Origin of the sequence: Spirillospora sp. NBC_01491 (assembly GCF_036227065.1) — a bacterium.
Taxonomy (GTDB): Bacteria; Actinomycetota; Actinomycetes; order Streptosporangiales; family Streptosporangiaceae; genus Spirillospora; species Spirillospora xylanilytica.
Genome location: NZ_CP109432.1, coordinates 646531 through 665277, shown reverse-complemented (window position 1 = coordinate 665277; position 18747 = coordinate 646531). Strand labels below are relative to the sequence as shown.

At 73.1% G+C, this 18747-nt stretch carries 16 protein-coding genes; 5 read left to right on the top strand and 11 right to left on the bottom strand.

Annotated elements, in window-relative coordinates; genetic code table 11:
- Positions 1-210 precede the first annotated feature (210 nt).
- Positions 211-1407 carry a glycosyltransferase 87 family protein gene (locus tag OHA34_RS03270; RefSeq protein ID WP_329520649.1) on the top strand — a complete coding sequence of 399 codons (1197 nt, stop codon included), beginning with the start codon at positions 211-213 and terminating at the stop codon, positions 1405-1407.
- 88 nt (positions 1408-1495) lie between these two features.
- Here the strand turns inward: OHA34_RS03270 and OHA34_RS03265 are convergent, their stop codons facing one another.
- A complete protein-coding gene (locus OHA34_RS03265) occupies positions 1496-1819 on the bottom strand; it encodes a histone-like nucleoid-structuring protein Lsr2 (protein WP_285943443.1) in 324 nt (107 codons plus the stop codon).
- Between the two features lie 90 nt (positions 1820-1909).
- On the opposite strand from OHA34_RS03265, the gene OHA34_RS03260 reads away from it, so the two are divergent.
- Positions 1910-2230 (top strand): hypothetical protein, encoded by a 321-nt coding sequence (locus tag OHA34_RS03260; protein WP_329520648.1) that lies wholly within the window; start codon positions 1910-1912, stop codon positions 2228-2230.
- Positions 2231-2263: 33 nt separating this feature from the next.
- On the top strand, positions 2264-3328 hold the full coding sequence (locus OHA34_RS03255) for a cobalamin-independent methionine synthase II family protein (protein WP_329520647.1): 1065 nt from the start codon (positions 2264-2266) through the stop codon (positions 3326-3328).
- Positions 3329-3416: 88 nt separating this feature from the next.
- Here the strand turns inward: OHA34_RS03255 and OHA34_RS03250 are convergent, their stop codons facing one another.
- Positions 3417-3809, bottom strand: a complete 393-nt coding sequence (locus OHA34_RS03250; RefSeq protein WP_285943836.1) for a nuclear transport factor 2 family protein — start codon at positions 3807-3809, stop codon at positions 3417-3419.
- Between the two features lie 76 nt (positions 3810-3885).
- Complete coding sequence (locus OHA34_RS03245; protein WP_285943837.1) at positions 3886-6201, bottom strand: excinuclease ABC subunit UvrA; 2316 nt, start codon at positions 6199-6201, stop codon at positions 3886-3888.
- A 357-nt stretch (positions 6202-6558) separates the two neighbouring features.
- Between OHA34_RS03245 and OHA34_RS03240 the strand changes: the two genes are divergently transcribed.
- Complete coding sequence (locus tag OHA34_RS03240) at positions 6559-7347, top strand: MerR family transcriptional regulator (protein ID WP_285943445.1); 789 nt, start codon at positions 6559-6561, stop codon at positions 7345-7347.
- 168 nt (positions 7348-7515) lie between these two features.
- Positions 7516-8376 carry a pentapeptide repeat-containing protein gene (locus tag OHA34_RS03235; RefSeq protein ID WP_285943446.1) on the top strand — a complete coding sequence of 287 codons (861 nt, stop codon included), beginning with the start codon at positions 7516-7518 and terminating at the stop codon, positions 8374-8376.
- 60 nt (positions 8377-8436) lie between these two features.
- On the opposite strand, the gene OHA34_RS03230 is transcribed toward OHA34_RS03235, so the two are convergent.
- From OHA34_RS03230 to OHA34_RS03195, 8 genes are all read right to left on the bottom strand, one after another.
- Positions 8437-9669 carry a styrene monooxygenase/indole monooxygenase family protein gene (locus OHA34_RS03230; RefSeq protein WP_285943447.1) on the bottom strand — a complete coding sequence of 411 codons (1233 nt, stop codon included), beginning with the start codon at positions 9667-9669 and terminating at the stop codon, positions 8437-8439.
- A gap of 31 nt (positions 9670-9700) precedes the next feature.
- Positions 9701-10369 (bottom strand): GTP-binding protein, encoded by a 669-nt coding sequence (locus OHA34_RS03225; RefSeq protein ID WP_285943448.1) that lies wholly within the window; start codon positions 10367-10369, stop codon positions 9701-9703.
- Positions 10347-10688, bottom strand: coding sequence for a DUF742 domain-containing protein (locus tag OHA34_RS03220; protein WP_285943449.1), 342 nt, complete (start codon positions 10686-10688; stop codon positions 10347-10349). The genes OHA34_RS03225 and OHA34_RS03220 overlap by 23 nt, the downstream gene beginning before the upstream one ends.
- Before the next feature lie 39 nt (positions 10689-10727).
- On the bottom strand, positions 10728-11189 hold the full coding sequence (locus OHA34_RS03215; protein WP_329520646.1) for a roadblock/LC7 domain-containing protein: 462 nt from the start codon (positions 11187-11189) through the stop codon (positions 10728-10730).
- A complete protein-coding gene (locus OHA34_RS03210) occupies positions 11186-12352 on the bottom strand; it encodes a sensor histidine kinase (protein WP_329520645.1) in 1167 nt (388 codons plus the stop codon). The genes OHA34_RS03215 and OHA34_RS03210 overlap by 4 nt, the downstream gene beginning before the upstream one ends.
- Before the next feature lie 685 nt (positions 12353-13037).
- Positions 13038-16574, bottom strand: coding sequence for a thiol reductant ABC exporter subunit CydD (gene cydD, locus OHA34_RS03205; protein ID WP_329520644.1), 3537 nt, complete (start codon positions 16572-16574; stop codon positions 13038-13040).
- 9 nt (positions 16575-16583) lie between these two features.
- Positions 16584-17333: a cytochrome d ubiquinol oxidase subunit II gene (locus tag OHA34_RS03200; protein ID WP_285943453.1), complete on the bottom strand. Its 750-nt coding sequence runs from the start codon at positions 17331-17333 to the stop codon at positions 16584-16586.
- 54 nt (positions 17334-17387) lie between these two features.
- Entirely contained in the window at positions 17388-18629 is a 1242-nt protein-coding gene (locus OHA34_RS03195; protein WP_285943454.1) for a cytochrome ubiquinol oxidase subunit I, read from the bottom strand.
- Positions 18630-18747: the final 118 nt, after the last annotated feature.

Genomic DNA, 18747 nt, shown 5'->3' with positions numbered 1-18747 from the left:
TCGGTCCCTGACCTGGGCATGAGCCCGGAGGCGTACGCCCGCGGGCTACCCGGCGCGGCCCCGGATGTGGCCGGTGGTCCGATGCCGTCCGGGCGCGTCCCCCGGCACCGTGGGCGGTCCTGTCGGATCCCCGGGGTGTGGAGCGGTGCCGTGAAGTGTTGGATCAGGACCGCCGTTCGCGGGGCTCTGCTCGTCGAGGTCGTGGGGGTCGTGGTGTTCGCCGCCGTCTACGATTCGCTCGACTTCCGCATCTACTGGCTGGGCGGCGGCGCCATCACGGAGGGCACGCGCGTCTACAGCGAGCAGCTCGCGGCGCATTGGTTCACCAATACGCCTTTCATGGCCGCGCTGTTCGCGCCCGTGTCCGCGGTGCCGCTCGGCGTCGCCCGGGTGGTGTGGCAGCTGGCGTCGGTCGGGGCGTTCGCCTGGGCCTGCTCGGCCGCGCTGGAGCTGGCCGGCCGGCGCCCCTCACGGCTCGCGGTGGCCGCCGCCGTGGCCGGGGGGCTGCTGCTGGAGCCGGTGTGGCATTCGCTGTTCCTGGGGCAGGTCAATCTGTTCCTGCTGGCCCTGGTGCTCGTCGACGTCCGGCGCGTCTCGCTCGGCCGTCCCGCCGGAATCGGGATCGGGATCGCGGCGGCGATCAAGCTGACGCCGGCCATTTTCGTGATGCTGCTGTTGATCGCCGGGCGCACCAGGGCCGCGTTGACCGCCGGGGTGACCTTCGTGTTGTGCGGCTCGGCCGCGTTCCTCATCGCGCCGGACGCCTCGCGGCTCTATTGGCTGCACACCTTTTACGACACCTCGCGGGTCGGCGTCCCTTACATCAGCAACCAGTCGCCTTACGGCGCGGCCGCCCGGATCTCCGGCGGGGTGGCGCACGTGGGCGGCTGGTTCGAGCCGGTGCCGCTCGCCATCGGGTTCTTCGGGCTGGCGGTGGCGGCAGGGTGGGCCAAAAGGGGCGACTGGCTGAGTGCGGCGGCCGTGGCGGGCGTGACCGGTCTGCTGGTCTCGCCGATCTCCTGGGCGCATCACTGGGTATGGATCGTGCCCGTGCTGATTCTGCTCGTCCGAAATGGCGGCCGGGCCATCGCGCTGTGCGGGTATCTGCTCTTTCTCCTGGCCCCGCTGTGGTGGACGCCTCAGGGCGGCGGCCCGCGCCAGTACGGATTTCATGGATTGCTGACGCTGGTGGCCAACTGCTATCTGGTGGCCGGATCGGTCTTCCTGGTGTACATGGCCGTGCGTCTATCCGTCCGCCGCGGCGGGCGCGCTCCGGTGGGCCCGATTCACGTTGACGGCGCCGGGCCGGGCGCGGTCGCCTTCGGCCGCGCGCCGGTTCCCGAGAACGCCGGCGCCATTCTGGGGCCGCCGCTCCGGCCCGGTCGCCGGCCTGGCGGCCCTGCGTGAGAGGCCGGTGCGGCGGGCGTGGCGCGGCGGGTTGTGGTGCGGCGGTGCGGCGGCCCGTGGCGCGGGCGGCTCGCGTCGATCCGTCCGCTCAGTGGGCCGCCTCGTACTTCTCGATGACATTGGCGGGGATGCGGCCGCGCTCGTTGACCTTGACGCCGGCCGATCTGGCCCACTCGCGGATTTCGCTGCTGCGCTCCCGGCTGCCGGCGGCGCGGGCGGCCGACTTCCGGCCGGTGGGGCGGGCTTTGCGGGCGTTCTCCAGGAACGGCGCGATGGCCTTGCGTAGTTTGGCCGCGTTCTTCTTATTGAGGTCGATCTCGTAGGCCCGTCCGTCGAGCGAAAACGACACGGTTTCGACGGCTTCGCCCCCGTCCAGGTCGTCGACCAGGAGGACTTGAACCTTCTGCGCCATGAGCTGCCTTCCCCTCGTTTGTTCCTCAGTTCGAACAATAGTAGGTGATCCTCCGGTGGATATTGACAGTGGCCCGTCCCGCACCCCTTGGTGACCGAAGTCTGGTTGTGCTTTGGCCTGATCCTGTGCTTTCACCGGCCGATTTCCCGCGCGGCTCCGCACCGTCCGCGCCGCGGCAGGAAAATGTTCGGCCCGCGGCGCGTGAATCCGGTCGGCGCGCCGATGGGCACGGGGTATCCGAATACGGCCGCGATGATGAAGGCCGGGGATCTCGGGCGGGGACGGAGTCGCGAAGGCGCAGTGTGCCGGGTGGCGGCCCCTCGGGGACGCCGGCGGCCGGTGTCCGCCGCCGTCCTGACCGGTTCCGGTCCGCTCGGCGGAAAGACTCCGGGATTCACCTACAGCGATTGATGAGTCGCGATGCGTTATCTACTGTCTGTGGGTATGACCATGCCCACAGAGCAGATCGGCAGCATCCCCCGTCCCGCCTCGCTGCTGGCCGCGATGGCCGCGCACGAGGCGGGCGGGATCGGCGACGCGGCGCTCGCCGCCGCACAGGACGAGGCCGTCCGCGACACCATCGGCCGCCTGGAGGAGATCGGCTCGCCGGTCGTCACCGACGGGGAGCAGTCCAAGCCGAGCTTCGTCTCCTATCCGATCGCGGGTCTGGCGGGGCTGGCCCCCGGCGGCGTCGCCATCCCGTTCGCCGACGGCCACCAGCGGGAGCTGCCGCAGCTCACCGCCGCGCCGTTCCGGTACCAGGTCCGGGCCGAGGGGTATCTGAAGGCCGCGCAGCGGCACGCGGCCGTCCCGGTCAAGCAGGCCGTGATCGCGCCGTCCGCGCTGAGCCTGCTGTACCCGGCGGCGGGCATCGACGGCTATCCGCGCGAGGCGTTCCTCGACGACCTGGCCGATGAGGCGGAGGCCGACATCCGGGGGCTGCTGGACGCCGGCGCGCACGTCGTGCAGCTCGACTTCACCGAGGGGCGGCTGTCGCTGAAGCTCGACCCGAGCGGCGGCGTCCTGGACGAGTTCATCGCGCTCAACAACCGGGTGCTGGAGCGGTTCTCCGAGTCCGAGCGGGCCCGGATCGGGGTGCACACCTGCCCGGGCGGCGACCTGGACTCCACGCACAGCCTGGACGTCGACTACGTCGGGCTGCTGCCCAAGCTGTTCCAGCTCAAGGCGGGCCGCTTCTACGTCCAGCTCGCGAGCGAGGCCGAGCCCGACAAGGTGCTGGCCGCCATCGCCGACCGGCTGCCCGAGGACGCGCTGATCTTCGTCGGCGTCATCGACCCGATCGACCCGCGGGTCGAGACGCCCGAGCAGGTGAGCGACCGGGTGCTGGCGGCGGCCCGGCACCTGCCGGCCGACCGGCTGGGGACCGGCGACGACTGCGGTTTCTCCCCGTTCGCCGACGACACCTCCACCTCCCGCGAGGTCGCGTTCGCCAAGATCAGGGCGCGGATCGAGGGGACCGCGCTGGCGGCCCGGCGGCTCGGCCTGTGACGTCCGCCGCCCGCGCCGGGTTCCGGGGCCGGCGCGGGCGGTGCCGGGCGCGGCGGATGCGGCGGGTTCGGCCTCGGCTCCTTCGGCCTCAGCCTCCGGAGGCCTCGCGTTCGATCCGCTCGAACTGCGCGCCCATGGCCTCGGCCAGGGCGTTGGCGCCCGACAGCGGCCGGACCATGACCATGAAGTCGTCGATCAGCCCGTCGTCGCCGGTGTGCAGGAAGTCACAGCCGGTGACCTCCCGGCCGCCGACCCGGGCCTGGAAGACCAGCGCGTGGTCGCGGCCGTCCGGGCTCGCGATCTCGCGGACGTAGCGGAAGTCCTCGAACACCCGGAAGGCGGCGCGCAGGATCGCGGCGGTGAGCGCCCTGCCCGGATAGGGCTTGAAGGCCACCGGGCTGGTGAACGCGACGTTCTCGGCGAGCAGTCCCTCGAAGGTCTCGGGGGCGCCGTCCTCCACGGCCTTGCGGAACGGATGCACGCCATCCTCCTTATTCATGTCGTTGAGTCGGTGCAAGTAGATCAATCATCCCGGCGGCGCCGGATGGGGGGTGGGATCACCGGCGGTCCTGCGGGTGGTCTTGCGGGTGGCCGGTGTAGTCGCGCAGGTGGCGGGCGGTGAGGGACGTGCCGGTGTCGATCAGGTCGGCGGGGGTTCCGGTGAAGACGATCCGGCCGCCGTCGTGGCCGGCTCCGGGGCCGAGGTCGATGATCCAGTCGGCGTGCGCCATCACGGCCTGGTGGTGCTCGACGACGATGACGGTGTTGCCGTCGTCGACGAGGCGGTCCAGCAGGGCCAGGAGCTGGTCGACGTCGGCGAGGTGCAGGCCGGTGGTCGGCTCGTCCAGGACGTAGGTGGTGCCGTTCCGCGCCATGTGGATGGCGAGCTTGAGGCGTTGCCGCTCGCCGCCCGACAGGGTGCTGAGCGGCTGGCCGAGGACGAGGTAGCCCAGGCCCACGGCGGCGAGGCGGTCCAGGATCACCCGGGCCTGACCGGTGGTGAAGAACGCGCGGGCCTCGGTGACCGGCATGGCCAGGACCTCGCCGATATTGCGGCCGCGCAGCCGGTAGGACAGCACCTGGGGGGTGAACCGCCTGCCCTCGCACTCCTCGCAGGGGGAGGCGACCTCGGCCATCATGGCGAGGTCGGTGTAGATCAGGCCGATGCCCTTGCAGGCGGGGCAGGCGCCCTCGGAGTTGGCGCTGAACAGGGCGGGCCTGACGCCGTTGGCCTTGGCGAACGCGGTCCGGATCGGGTCCAGGAGCTTGGTGTAGGTGGCCGGGTTGCTGCGGCGGGAGCCGCGGATCGCCGACTGGTCGGCGACGACCACGCCGTCCCGCCGGGGCAGCGCGCCGTGGATCAGGGAGCTCTTGCCCGATCCGGCGACGCCGGTGACGACGGTGAGGACGCCGAGGGGGATGTCGACGCTCACGTCCCGCAGGTTGTGCAGGGAGGCGCCCCTGATCGGCAGCTGTCCGGTGGGGACGCGGACCTTCGCGCGGGGGGCGATGCGGTGGCCGAGGTAGCGGCCGGTGAGGGTGCCGGAGGCGCGCAGGCCGTCCAGGTCGCCGGCGAAGCAGATCCGGCCGCCGGCGGCGCCGGCGCCGGGGCCGAGGTCGACGACGTGGTCGGCGATCTCGATCGTCTCGGGCTTGTGCTCGACGACCAGGACGGTGTTGCCCTTGTCGCGCAGCCGCAGCAGCAGGTCGTTCATCCGCTGGACGTCGTGGGGGTGCAGGCCCGCGGTGGGCTCGTCGAAGACGTAGGTGACGTCGGTGAGGCTGGAGCCCAGGTGCCGGACCATCCGGACGCGCTGGGCCTCGCCGCCCGACAGCGTGGAGGACTCGCGGTCGAGGCTGAGGTAGCCGAGGCCGACGCCGACCAGGGAGTCCAGCGTCTCGCCGAGGGTTTCCAGCATCGGCCCGACCGAGGCGTCGTCGATGCCGCGGACGAACCGGGCCAGGTCGTTGATCTGCATGGCCGAGCAGTCCGCGATGCCGCGGCCCTCGATGGTGGCCGAGCGGGCGGCGGGGTTCAGCCGGGACCCGGCGCAGGCGGGGCAGGTGGCGAGCGTGATCGCGCGGTCGGCGAACGCGCGGGCCTGGGGCTGCATCGTGTCGCGGTCCTTGGCCAGGTAGAGCCGGCGGATCTTGGGGATCAGCCCCTCGTAGGTGAGGTTGCTCGACCCGATCTTGATCTTGGTGGCGGGCCGGTGCAGGAGGTCCTCCCACTCGGCCGGGGTGTAGTCCTCCAACTTGCGGTCGGGGTCCAGGAGGCCGGAGTGCGCGACCAGCTGCCAGTGCCAGGAGTCCACCGCGTAGCCGGGGGCGGTGATGGCGCCCTCGTTCAGCGACCGGCCGGTGTCGACGAGCTGCCGGGCGTCGATGTCGGAGATCCGGCCGAGGCCCTCGCATTCGGGGCACATGCCCTCGGCGCGGTTGAAGCTGAAGGCCCCGGGCGGGCCGACGCGGGGGGTGCCGATCCGGCTGAACATGATGCGCAGCATGGTGTGGGCGTCGGTGGCGGTACCGACGGTGGAGCGGGCGTTGGCGCCCATCCGCTCCTGGCCGACGATGATCGCCGCGCTGAGGTTGCGCAGCGAGTCGACGTCGGGCCGGGCCAGGCTCGGCATGAAGTTCTGCACGAACGCGGTGTAGGTCTCGTTGATCAGCCGCTGCGACTCGGCCGCGATGGTGTCGAAGACCAGGGAGGACTTGCCCGAGCCGGAGACGCCGGTGAAGACGGTGAGGCGTCTTTTGGGGAGGTCGAGGGAGACCCCGGTCAGGTTGTTCTCCCGGGCGCCGCGGACCTGGATGAGGTCGTGGTCGTCGGCGGGGGCGTGGCCCGGTCCTCCGCGGGCGGCGCGGGACACGGGCCCGTCGGTGTCGGTGTCGGTGTCGGCCTGGTGGCTGGAAAGCACGGAACTCCTCTGTCCGGTGGGACGGTCGTCTGATGGGGCGGTACGGGGGTGTCGGGTCGAGCGCTGTGCGGCCGCGTCCCCGTCCCGGCGGGCGGTCAGGTCGCGCGCGCCAGGCCTCGTCGCCGTGGCCCGGGTCGGCGCCGAGCACGCACGTCCGGCCGGCCGGCGCTGTCGGCGACGGCCATACCTTCAAGTATTTCATTGAAGTAGCACTTTGAGACTTTGTGCGGACTATCGGCAGCCGGTGCTGGGGATATGCGCGATAATCTTAAACTCGACCGTGAAGCCAGACGCGGAGGACGGTGAACCGTGGACGGCGCGGCGGCGGGGCTTCGCCCCATCGACCTGGCCCGCTGGGCGGGCGTGTCCACCCAGCAGATCCGCAACTACGAGGACGCGGGGATCCTGCCCCCGGCGGAGCGGATTCCCTCAGGCCACCGCAGGTTCCAGGAGCGACACCGCCGGGCCCTGGCCGCCCACCGCACGCTCGTGCGCGGGTACGGCCCGCGCGACGCCCAGGCGATCATGCGGGCCGTCCACGCCGGGGACCTTCCCGGGGCGCTGGCCCTGGTGGACGCCGGGCACGCGGCGCTGCACGAGCAGCGGCTGTCGCTGGAGGCGGCGGGCGAGGCGCTCGAGGCGGTGGCGGAGCGTCCCCCCGACGCCTTGGTCCTGCCGCGTTCGGGGCTGCGCATCGGGGAGGTCGCCGCGCATCTCGGCGTCCGCACGTCCGCCCTGCGGGTGTGGGAGTCCACCGGCCTGCTGGTCCCCAGGCGCGATCCGGGCACCGGGTACCGCCGCTACGGCGCGTCCGACGTGCGGGACGCCCGGATGGTCAGCATGCTCCGCCAGGGCCGCTACCCGCTGGAGGAGATCCGTCCCGTCCTGGAGGGCCTGCGCCGCACGGGCGGCAGCGACGCGCTGCGCGAGGCCATCGCCCAGCGCCGGGCCGGGCTGGCCGAGCGCGCGAGAGCGATGCTCGAGGGCTCCTGCCACCTGCACCACTACCTCACCGGCCCGAACGGCGCGAACGAACCGGGCGAACCGAAGGGCGCGGGCGGGCCTGGCGAGGCACCGGCCGCCATGGCGGGCGCGTGAAGTCCGGCCGCCTCCTGTCGATCCTGCTGCTGCTCCAGACCCGGGGCCTGATGACCGCCGCGCAGCTCGCCGCCGAGCCGGAGGACCACGGCGGGGCGTAGCCCGCACCCGCCGCGGACTGGGAGAATGGGCCCGTCCAGGTCAGGCCAGCGAAAGGCGGCCGTGCACGTGCCCCACCCAGGCCCGGCCAGCGCCGGGGACCGTTCCGGCCTCGAGGCCGACTGCGGAAGCTGCTTCGGGCTGTGCTGCGTCGCGCTGCCGTTCGCGGCCTCGGCCGACTTCGCGGTCGGGAAGGACGCGGGCGAGCCGTGCCGCAACCTGCGCGACGACTTCGGCTGCGGCATCCACTCCCGGCTGCGGCGGGAGGGCTTCGCGGGCTGCACGGTCTTCGACTGCTTCGGCGCCGGGCAGAAGGTCTCCCAGATCACCTTCGGGGGACGCGACTGGCGCCGCGCCCCGGACTCGGCGCCCTCGATGTTCGGGGTGTTCCCCGTCATGCGGCAGCTCCACGAGCTGCTCTGGTACCTGACCGAGGCGCTGGCGCTGCCGGCGGCCCGTCCCGTCCACGAGGGGCTGCGCGCGGCGCGGGAGCGGACCGAGCGCCTCACGCTCGGCACCGCCCAAGAGCTCACCGCCCTGGACGTGGCCGCGCACCGGGACGAGGTCAACGTCCTGCTGCTGCGGGCCAGCGAGCTGGCACGGGCGGGAGCCCGGGACCGGGGCGCGGGCCGGAGGAGGAACAGGCGGGGCGCCGACCTTCTCGGCGCCGACCTCAGGCACGCCGACCTGCGGGGCGCCAACCTGCGCGGGGCCTGCCTCATCGCGGCGGACCTGCGGGGCGCCGACCTGAGGACGGCCGACCTCATCGGCGCCGACCTGCGCGACGCCGACCTTGGCGGCGCCGACCTGACCGGCAGCATCTTCCTCACCCAGGCGCAGCTCAACGCGGCCCGGGGCGACGCCGCCACCACGCTCCCGGCGGCGCTGGCCCGTCCCTCCCACTGGCGGCCCGCGTCCCCGTCCCGCTGACCGGCCGGCGCGGGGGTCCGGCGCCGGCCGGGGGATGCGGGCGGTGGTTCAGCCGGTGGTTCAGCCGGTGGTGACCGAGGCGAGATAGGCCTCGGCCCGCTCGGGGTCCATGAGCCAGTTCTCGAAATCGGCCGGGTTGGCGTACCCGTGGGCGAACCGGTGCGCGACCGTCTCGTTCTGCGCCGCGGTGGCCAGGACCTTCTGGACATGGTCGGGCAGCGGGCCGAGCATCATGTTGGTGTAGGCGGTGGGGTGCCGGGCGTAGTCCCAGTAGGCGTCGAAGGTCCGCTGCATCCAGGCGTCGTCGAAGGGCCGGTCACCGTGGCCGAGGATCTCGCGAAGGTACACCTCGGCGCAGCGCGCCGCGTTGTTGGAACCCTGCCCGGTCACCGGATCATTGGCCACCACCACATCGGCCATGCCGAGGACCGACGCGGACGCCGACAGCCGGCCGACCGGATGGCGGACGACGGGCGCGTAGCCCCCGTACAGCGTGGAGCGGGCGTCGGTCGGCTCGGCGCCGACGACGCGCTCGTGCTCCCAGGGCACGTACTGGCGCAGCAGGTCCAGGGTCCGGTCAAGATGACCGGCGGGGTCCGGCCGGTCCGACCAGCAGTCGAAGGGGCCGCCGGGCACCGCCTCCCAGAGCAGGATGTCGCAGGGACCGGTGAGGGTGTAGCCGGGCATGAAGAACAGCTCGCCGACACCGGGGGTCGCGGTGATCCGCACATGCGGCTCCGGGTGGCCCGGCCAGGGCGTCATGCCGTGCAGGTAGATGCACGACAGGTGCCGCTGCGGCCGGTCGTAGGGGGACCGGCTCACGTCCCGGTCGAACAGCTCCACCAGCTCGCCCTTGCCCGCCGCGATGATCGTCAGGTCGTACAGCGCGGACAGGCCCTCCAGATCGGAGGTCATTACACTGTGGTAGACGGCGTTGCCGCCGCGCTCCTCGAACAGCTCCAGCCAGCCGGCCATCTTGACGCGCTGGTCGATCGACTGCGCGTACTGGTCCCACCGGCCCAGCGTCTGGAACGCGGCGGTGCCGGGCGGCGCGGCGACGGTGACGCGCTGCGCGACGATGTCGGGGGCCTCGTGCTCCCACAGGTTCAGGCCATGGTCGCGTTCCAGCTGGAGCTGCGGCCAGAACATGCACTGGGTGGACATGATCCGGCCGGCGCGGATCTCCTCGGGGGTCCGCGCCGACATGACCGTCACGTCGTAGCCGGCGGACTGGAGGCTCAGGGCGAGCTGGAGCCCGGCCTGCCCGGCGCCGACGATCAGGATCCTTCGCACTGCTTCCTCCTTGCCCGGGGGACGCCCGGGTTCATCGGGTGGACGGAGTCATCGGGTGGACGGGCTCGGCGGCCGGCCCGCCCCGGATCCGGGGTGCCCCGGACCCGGCGGTGCGGTCCAGGGTGTGGCCCAGGGTTCCGGTGAGGGCCGCCACGACCGAGCCGCGGTCGCGGGCGTCGCAGGTGGTGAGCGGGACGGCGGGGTCGAGCTGGAGCGCGTCCCTGATGTCGGGCAGCGGATGGGTCTGCCGCCCCTCGAACAGGTTCACCGCGACGGTGAAGGGCACGTCGGAGTCGTTCTCGAAGTAGTTGACCGCCGCGAACGACACGTCCAGTCTGCGGGTGTCGACCAGCACCAGCGCGCCGCTGGCGCCGCGGCACAGGTCGTCCCACATGGGCCAGAAGCGATCCTGGCCGGGCGTCCCGAACAGGTAGAGGACCAGGTCGGAGGCCAGGGTGACGCGGCCGAAGTCCATCGCGACCGTGGTGGTGGTCTTGCCGTCCCCGCCCCCGCCGCCGTCCGGGGCGAGAGGGTCCACCGTCTTGGCGGCCTGCGTCATCCACGCCTCGGTGTTGACCGCGGGAATCTCCGAGATGGCCTCCACCAGGGTGGTCTTCCCGACGCCGAACCCGCCCGCGACCACGAGCTTGACCGAGGTGCGGCGGGTCGGCGGCAGGTCAGGCGAGCTCGCGTAGACCATCGATCACTCTCTCCAGGACGCGCGGATCGTACGGCGAGGTGTGCTCCGCGGCGATCAGGACCCGGTCGCCGGCGGCCAGGTCGGCGAGCAGGACGCGGGTGACCCCGAGCGACACCCCGCAGTGGGCGGACAGTTCGGCGACCGACTCGCCGTGGGTGTGGACCCGGTCGTACAGGGCCCTGGCCTCGGGCAGCAGGCGGGCGGCGAACGCGGCGTCGTAGCCGCGCCCCGACACCAGGGTGTGCACCAGCAGGTGCCGCCGGCCGCGGGTCCGGCCGCCGGTCAGCACGTAGGGCCGCACCCAGGGATTGGCCGTCATGGTCGTCCTCCCGGCTCGGTCACGGCGCCGTCCGGGCGGTCACGACGTCGCCCGCACGGTCATCTGGCGCAGGTCGTCGCGCATCTGCGGGGTCAGCACGTGCCCGGCGCCGCCGACGAACTGGGTCATCTGGTGGGCGACGGCACCGAGATTGGCGCCCTCGCCGACCAGTACGACCAGGCCGGCCAGGGTGCCGATGCTCATGAACAGCAGGTGCCCGGCGGCGAACTTCAGCATGATCTGGTCGCAGCCGCTCTCGCCGACGTGCCGCGCGATGTTGTTGCTGAGGCTGATCATGCCGCTGGTCAGCGCGGCCATCGGGTCGACGAAGTCGGCCGGCAGGGTGCCGGACTCGACCAGCGCGAGCCCGTCGGACGACACGATCAGCGCGAACTTCACGCCGGGGGTGGAGGAGGCGAACTGGCTGAGCAGCCAGCCGAACTCCTGCGGCCTGCCAGGTCCGGCGGGGCCGCCGGGGGCACTGCCAGGGGGTTGGGTCACGGCCGTCCTTCCGGGTCGTTGTCAGCGGCGTGCGGGTCGGGAAGCCGCCGGGCGCCGGTGGTGAAGGCGTCCAGGTCGGCGGCGAACGACCGGTCCGGTGCGGCCGGGGAACCCGCCGGGGACGCGGGGGACGCGGGGTCGCCGCGGCCCTCCGAGGGCGCGGCGGCCAGGGAGACGGGGGCGGCGGCGGGGGCGTCCTGCTCCTTGACCGGGCGCAGGCTCGTGCGCTGCCTGCGGGGCAGCCCGTTGGCGGCGGGAGTCGCGGCGGCGGCCGGTTCGGGGGCCTCGGGCCGGGCGGGTCCCGCGCGGTGCGCCATGGTCAGGTGCGGCATCGCGCCGCCGGGCGCGGCGGCGCTCCGCGGCTCCGGCCTGCCGGAAACCGGACGGGTGGCGGCGGGGCCGGCGGCGCGGGCGGGGGCGGGCGTCTCGGCCTCGCACAGGAGAGCGGCCGGGACGGTCACCATCGCGATGGTCCCGCCGGCGGCGCCGGGGCGTGCCGGCCTGCTGTCGAGGCGGACGCCGACGCCGTGCCTGCGGGCCAGCCGGTGCACTGCGGGGAACCCGGTGTGCCGGGAGGTCTCGGGGGTCATCGCCGGGACGGGCCCGGCGAGCGTCCGGTTGAGATCCTCGATCCGTCCAGGGGCCATGCCGATGCCGGTGTCCTCGATCCGCAGCATGACCGCGCCGCTGTCGAGCAGGTGCGCGCTGACGGTGGCCTTGGCGGGCGAGTAGCGGGTGGCGTTGTCCAGCAGCGCGGCGACCAGGGACGCCAGGTCCTCGGCCGCGTAGCCGAGCACCGAGAGCTCGACCACCTTGACGATCGCGACCGAGGTGTACTGCTCGATGGAGGACTCGGCCATCCGCACGATGTCCAGCAGCGAGGTGACGTGCCCGGAGGCCTCCTCGTCGTCCCGGCCGGTCAGCACCCGCAGGACCTGCGCGCGGCGCCGCATCCGGGTGATGCCGTGGTCGATCTCGTAGAGCGCCTGGAGCCGGTCGGGGTCCTCCTCCTCGCGTTCCAGGTGGTCCATGGCGGGGCGCACCTGCTCGGCGAGGACGAGGAGCTCACGGCTGAACCGCTCGAACAGCTCGGGCCACGGGTCCTCGCTCCCGGTGCCGCCCGCTCCAGGGCGCGTGCCTTCGGGGCGCGTGCCTTCGGGCATCGTCGCGCCCACGGCGGACGCGGGGAAGGCCGCGGGTGCGGCCCCGGCTCCGGGCGGGGGAGCAGAGGGCTCGGACGCGGCGAAGGGCAGGGACTCGCGCGCCGGTGCGGGCGTCGGCGCCGGCGCGGGCGCGGGCGCGAATGCGGGCGCGGGCGCGGACGCCAAGGTGGGCGCAGGCACGTGCGGAGGCGGGGAGGGGTGCTGGTCGGGGGTGCCCCATCCGGGTGCCGGGGGGCGCGGCGGTCGCCGCCGGTCTCTGCCCCGCCACCTCACCTGCCGCCCCCGGCCCGTGCGGCGGCCTGTGCGGCGGTTCGGGGGACCGGTCCGCCCTCGCGCTTCGTCCGGGCGGTGTTCGTGCCGTCTTCAGCACGGTGCATCAGCACAGCGTCCTTCCCAGCCTTGACTGTCGGGTGCCCGGCGGGACGCGCCCCGGGCCAGGTTCTCCGCGCCGGGGCGACGCCGGCGGCGCCGCGCTGAACGGGCGCCGAACGAGCGGCGCCGACCGGGCGGGGTATGGAGGGGGCGCCGCCTGAAGCGGGCAGGGATCAGGGTGGCACAGGAACAAGAGGTGATCAATGCCGGCTGAACGACATGTTCGATAGTGAGACTAATATCCGAAATGTGGCTTTTGTGGGTGGTGGTGCGCCGCACCCCCGCCCCGCACCCCGCCCTCCGGCCTCGGGCTTCACCCGGCGGTCGGGGAGGCCAGCACCTCGACGTCCCACAGATCCCGGTACGGACCCGGCAGCGCCAGCAGATCATCATGACGACCCCGCTGCACCACCCGGCCCCGATCCATCACCACCACCTCATCGGCCGCACCCAGCGCCGCCAGCCGATGGGTCACCAGCAGCAACGTGCCACCACCGGGCGCACCGAGCAGCTCACCGGTGATCTCATCGGCCATCCCCGGATCCAGGGCCTCGGTCGGCTCGTCCAGCACCAGAACCGGCGGATCGGCCAGCAACGCCCGCGCCAGCAGCAGCCGCTGCCGCTGCCCGCCCGACAGACCACGCCCCCCGGCCCCCACCACCGTGTCCCATCCCGCCGGCAACGCCTCGACCACCTCCAGCAACCGCGCCCGCCGCGCCGCCGCCCGCACCTGCCCCTCGCTCGCGTCCGGACGGGCCAGCAGCAGATTCGCGCGAACCGTCCCCGCGAACACATGAGCGTCCTGCGTCAGCCCCCGCACCGCCGCCCGCACATCCCCAGGATCATGTTCGGCCAGATCATGACCGGCCAGCAGCACCGAACCCGCCCCGGGCACCACCGCACCGGCCAGCACCGCCAGCAACGTGCTCTTGCCCGCGCCACTGGCCCCCACGACCGCGACCCGCCGCCCGCGCTCCACCCCCAGATCCACCCGGTCCAACGCCACCCCGCCCCCCACGGCCCCCTCCCCGCCGAACGCCACGCACACCCCCAGCGACTCCACCCCCAGCGGACCGGACGGAACCACCCGAGGCCGCACGGGCCGCACCGGCGGGGGAGCGGCCAGCAGATCCGTGACCCGCCGCGCCGCCGGCCACACCTCCCGCAACCGCTGCGCCGCCCCCGCCAGCGCGAGCACCGCCTCGACCGTGACCAGCGCCGTCAACACCAGCACCGCCAGCCCCACCTCGTCGACACCGCCCCGCACACCCGCCCACCCCACCGCCGCCACGGTGACACCCTGCAACGCCACCCCCGCCGCCGCCACCCCCGCCGCGCCCCGGGACGCCGCCCGCTCCGCCCGCGCGAGCCGCCCCACCGACTCCTCGGCCACCGCCGCGAACCGCCCGGCCGCACCGAACACCGCCAGATCCTCGGCCCCCTCCAGCACGTCCAGCGCCCGGACCGCCAACACCTGACGCTCCACCGCCGTCCGCGCCGCGGCACGCCCGCACGCCACCGCCGCCACCACCGGCAGCACCACACCCGCGACGGCGGCCCCGCACACCAGGGCGACCGCCGCCCCCGGCGCCACCACCGCGCACAACGCGACCCCCGCACCACCGCACGCCACCGCCGCGACCGCCGGAAGCAGGCACCGCAACAACAGGTCCTGCACCGCGTCGACATCGGACACCATGCGCGTCAGCGCGTCCCCCTCCCGCACCACCGCGCCCCGCCCCGCCGGACGCCCCGCACCAGAACGCCCCCCACCCGCACGACCCGAACCCCCCGCCGCCAACGCATCGAACACCCGTCCACGCAACTCCGCCAACGCACGCAAGGCCACGTCATGCCCGGCCAGCCGCTCCAGATAGCGCAGCACCCCCTTTGCCAACGCGAACCCCCGCACCGCCACGATCGCCAGCGACAACACCGCCAGCTCCGGCCGCTGCGCCGCCCGCGCGATCAGCCACGCCGCGGCGGCGATCAACCCAAGCCCGCACAGCTCCGCCGCCGTCCCCGCCAACGCCGCCAGCACCAGCCGCACCGCATGCGGCCGGACCGCACCCCACATCCCGCCCCCGCCGCCGCGCCGAGCCCCCTCGTGCACGACACCGGACACCACCCCCGCAGCCACCGACAGAACCGGGGAGACCGGGGGAGCGGAGGACTCCGGCGATACAGGACGGGCCAGAGGGGCCGCGACCGGCCGAACCCGGCGTCCGTCACCGACCACCCGGCCCTCATCCAGACGGACCACCCGATCGGCCACCGCCAGCAACGCCGGACGATGCGCCACCACCAACGCCGTACGGCCCGACAGCAACCGCCCTGCCGCCTCCACCAACAACTGCTCACTCCGCAGATCCAGCCGCGCGGTCGGCTCATCCAGCAACATCAACGGCGCGTCCGTCACATACACCCGTGCGACCGCCAGCCGCTGCCGCTGCCCAGCCGACAAACCCGCCCCACGCTCACCCAGCACCGCGCCATAACCACCCGGCAGCCCCCGGACGAACCCATCGGCCCCCGCAGCCCGCGCCGCCTCCACCACCCGCGCCCCATCCGCACCCGGCACACCCAGAGCGATGTTGTCGGCCACCGACGCCGCGAACAGATGCGGCCGCTGCGGCACCCACCCCAGCCGGGCCCGCCACGCCACCGGATCCAACCCCGCCAGATCGACCCCATCGACCAGAACCCGCCCCGACTCCGGCACCACCAAACCCAGCAACACCAGCAGCAACGTCGACTTCCCCGCCCCCGACGGCCCCGTCACCGCAACCCGCTCACCCGCCCCGATCCGCAACGACACCCGGTCCAGCGCCGGACGCCCCGCACCCGGGAACCGCACCGTCACCTCCTCCAGCACGATCTCCGGAGCACCCCCGCCCACCGGCACCCCGCCCCCGACCGGCACCACCGGCGCGTCCACCGCCGCGAACGCCGCCTCCGCCGCCGCGACCCCCTCCGCACTCGCATGGAACCGCGCCCCCAACGCCCGCAACGGCGCATACACCTCCGGCGCCAAAATCAACACCAGCAGCCCCGTGACCAGCGACATCTCCCCACCCAGCAACCGCAACCCCACCGGAACCGCCACCAGCGCCACCGACAACGCACACACCAGCTCCAACACCAGCGACGACAAGAACGCCACACGCAGCGCCCCCACCGTCGCGCGCCGATGCTCATCGGCCAACGCCCGCACCACACCCGACTGATGCCCCGCACGCCCGAACGCCCGCAACGTCGCCAACCCCGCCAGCACATCCCGGAAATGCCCGCCCAGACGATGCAGCAGCCCCCACTGCCGCCCCGTCAACGCCGCCGTCCGCAACCCCACCAGCGCCCCGAACACCGGCACCAGCGGCACCGTCACCGCCACCACCAGCGCCGACGCCCAATCCGCCACCGCCAACCGCGCCAGCACCACCACCGGAACCACGCACGCCGCCAGCAACTGCGGCACATACCCGGTGAAGAACGGATCCAGCGCGTCCAACCCCCGGGTCAACAACGTCACCCGCGCACCCGCACCGCCCTCCACGGCCGGCACCACCCCGGACCCCACCCCCGAACGCCCCACAAGAGCACCCCGCAGCTCACCCTTCACCCCCGCCGCGACCCGCCCCGCCACCCGCGCACCCGCCCACACCAGAACCCCGCGCCCCGCCACCGCCGCCACCAGATACGGCCACGGACCCACCTCCACCCGCGCGATCATCCGCGCCAGCAGATCCGCCTGGACGACCAGCAGCACCCCCTGCGCGACCGCAGACAACGCCAGCACCACCAGCACCCCGCGAGGAAAGCCCCGCAACAACCGCCGCTCGACAGCCTTCACAACACACCCCTACAGATACGACGGGGCCCGGACCCGCCCCCGGAACGTCCACCACACCAACGCCTGCGCCCCCACCAGCAACGGCAGCATCACCACCGCCACCACCGCGGTCACCGACAACCCCATCCCCGGCGCCGCCATCTCCGACCACGGCAACCGCAACCCCGCCACCACCGGCACCGCCACCAGCACCGCCGCCGTCGCCGGATACTGCCCCGGGAACCGCCCCGCCCGCCCCGCCGGCGCACCCGTCAGCCGCAACCCCGCGAACGCCGCACCGTGCAACACGAACAACCCCGCCAACGGCAACCCCACGACACTGCCCGCGTTCAACCCCACACCACCGAACAGCACCGACCCGAACACCGACGCCCACGCCAGCGCCACCAACCAGCTCCCCGCCACCACCGCGCCATCACAACCACCCCGCCACCGCACCCCGTCCACCCGCCCGCGCAACCACAACCCCATGTCACGCACCACCCAGCCGACCAGCAACACCACGAACAGCGGATACAACCCCTCCAGCAACCGATGCTCCAACCCCGGGAACGCCCCCGCCGCGATCCCCGCGGCCGACACCAGCCACACCTCGTTCCCCAGGAAGAACGGCGCGAACGACGCGATCACCAACCGCCGCTCACGCTGATCCCGCCCCAACCACGGCAGCACCATCCCCACCCCGAGATCCGCCCCCGCCAGCACCAGATACCCCACCGTGAACACGGCCATCATCAACACCGCGAGCGGCTCCATCATCAACTCCCATCAGAAACACGCAGGTCAGAGACGAGCAGGCCAGAGAAACGCAGATCAGAACGTCGGCGTCAACGCCGACGACGCCTCCACCGGGGGAGCACCCCCCAGCCGCGCCCCCTCCGGCCCCCGCCGCGCGAACCGGACCAGCAACCACGCGTTCACCACGAACAGGACCCCGAACAGCACCGCGAACGCCACGAACGACGCCGTGATCCTCCCCGCCCCCACCTCCGACAGCGCGTCCCGGGTCTTCAGCACCCCGAACACCATCCACGGCTGCCGCCCCACCTCACGGAAGACCCACCCCGACAGCATCGCGACATAGGGGAGCGGCACCGCCAGCATCACCACCACATGAAAGACCCGCCCCCGCTCCAGCCACCGCCCGAACGGGAACTTCACCAACGCCACCAACGCCAGCACCAGCATCAGCGTCCACGCCGTCATCATCAGCGCCTCGCCCACCGCCGCCAGCGCCGGCGCCCGGTACTCGTCCGGCCCGAACCGCGCCGTGAAGTCCGCCACCATCGACGCCATCCTCGACGCGCTACCGCTCTTGGTCGGCTGCGTGTACTGGAACTGCATCCCCCCGAACGCCACCGCCGGGAACACCGACAGGATCAACGTCAGCAACCCGATCCGCATCGACCGCCGGAAGAACTCCACCTCCGCCGTCCGCCGCAGCAGGTGGTAACCGCTCACCCCCGCCATGAACAGCCCCGCGGTCAGCAACCCCCCGAACAGCACATGGAAGAACGCCAGCACCGCCGGCGGATTCGTCAGCAGCGCCCCGAGATCGGTCAGCCGCGCCACCCCGTCCCGCATCTCGTATCCCACCGGCCGCTGCAACCACCCGTTCGCGACCAGCACGAAGTACGCCGACAGATACGCCGTCAGCGTCACCACCCAGATCAACGCCAGATGCACCCACCGGTTCAACCGGTCCCACCCGAAGATCCACAACCCCAGGAACGTCGACTCGACGAAGAACGCGACGATCGTCTCCATCGCCAGCGGCGCACCGAACACCCCGCCGGTCACCTTCGTCATCCCGCCCCAGTTCAACCCGAACTGGAACTCCATCACCAACCCGGTGACGATGCCCACCGCATAATTGATCACATAGAGCTGGCCCCAGAAACGCGTCATCCGCTCGTGGACCGCGCCACCCGTCACCGCCGCCCGGGTCTGCACCAGCGCCACCAGCGTCGCCAGGCCCAGCGTCAGCGCCACGAACAGGAAGTGCGTTCCGGCCGTCAGGCCGAACTGCACCCGCGCCAGCATGAGCGGGTCCACGTTCACCCTCCAAGGGGGATCGGTCGATCGATACGCACCGATCCTGGGCCGATCCCCACCACCGGCGAATCAGGCGCGAGCGTGCAGTCGCCCTGCGCCTTTGGCGTACCGGCGCCCG

Coding starts and splice junctions, on each gene's coding strand:
- OHA34_RS03200 (WP_285943453.1), bottom strand. CDS start 17,333: ATGATGGAGCCGCTCGCGGTGTTGATGATGGCCGTGTTCACGGTGGGG.
- OHA34_RS03220 (WP_285943449.1), bottom strand. CDS start 10,688: ATGACGGCCAATCCCTGGGTGCGGCCCTACGTGCTGACCGGCGGCCGG.
- OHA34_RS03265 (WP_285943443.1), bottom strand. CDS start 1,819: ATGGCGCAGAAGGTTCAAGTCCTCCTGGTCGACGACCTGGACGGGGGC.
- OHA34_RS03225 (WP_285943448.1), bottom strand. CDS start 10,369: ATGGTCTACGCGAGCTCGCCTGACCTGCCGCCGACCCGCCGCACCTCG.
- OHA34_RS03255 (WP_329520647.1), top strand. CDS start 2,264: ATGACCATGCCCACAGAGCAGATCGGCAGCATCCCCCGTCCCGCCTCG.
- OHA34_RS03210 (WP_329520645.1), bottom strand. CDS start 12,352: ATGCCCGAAGGCACGCGCCCCGAAGGCACGCGCCCTGGAGCGGGCGGC.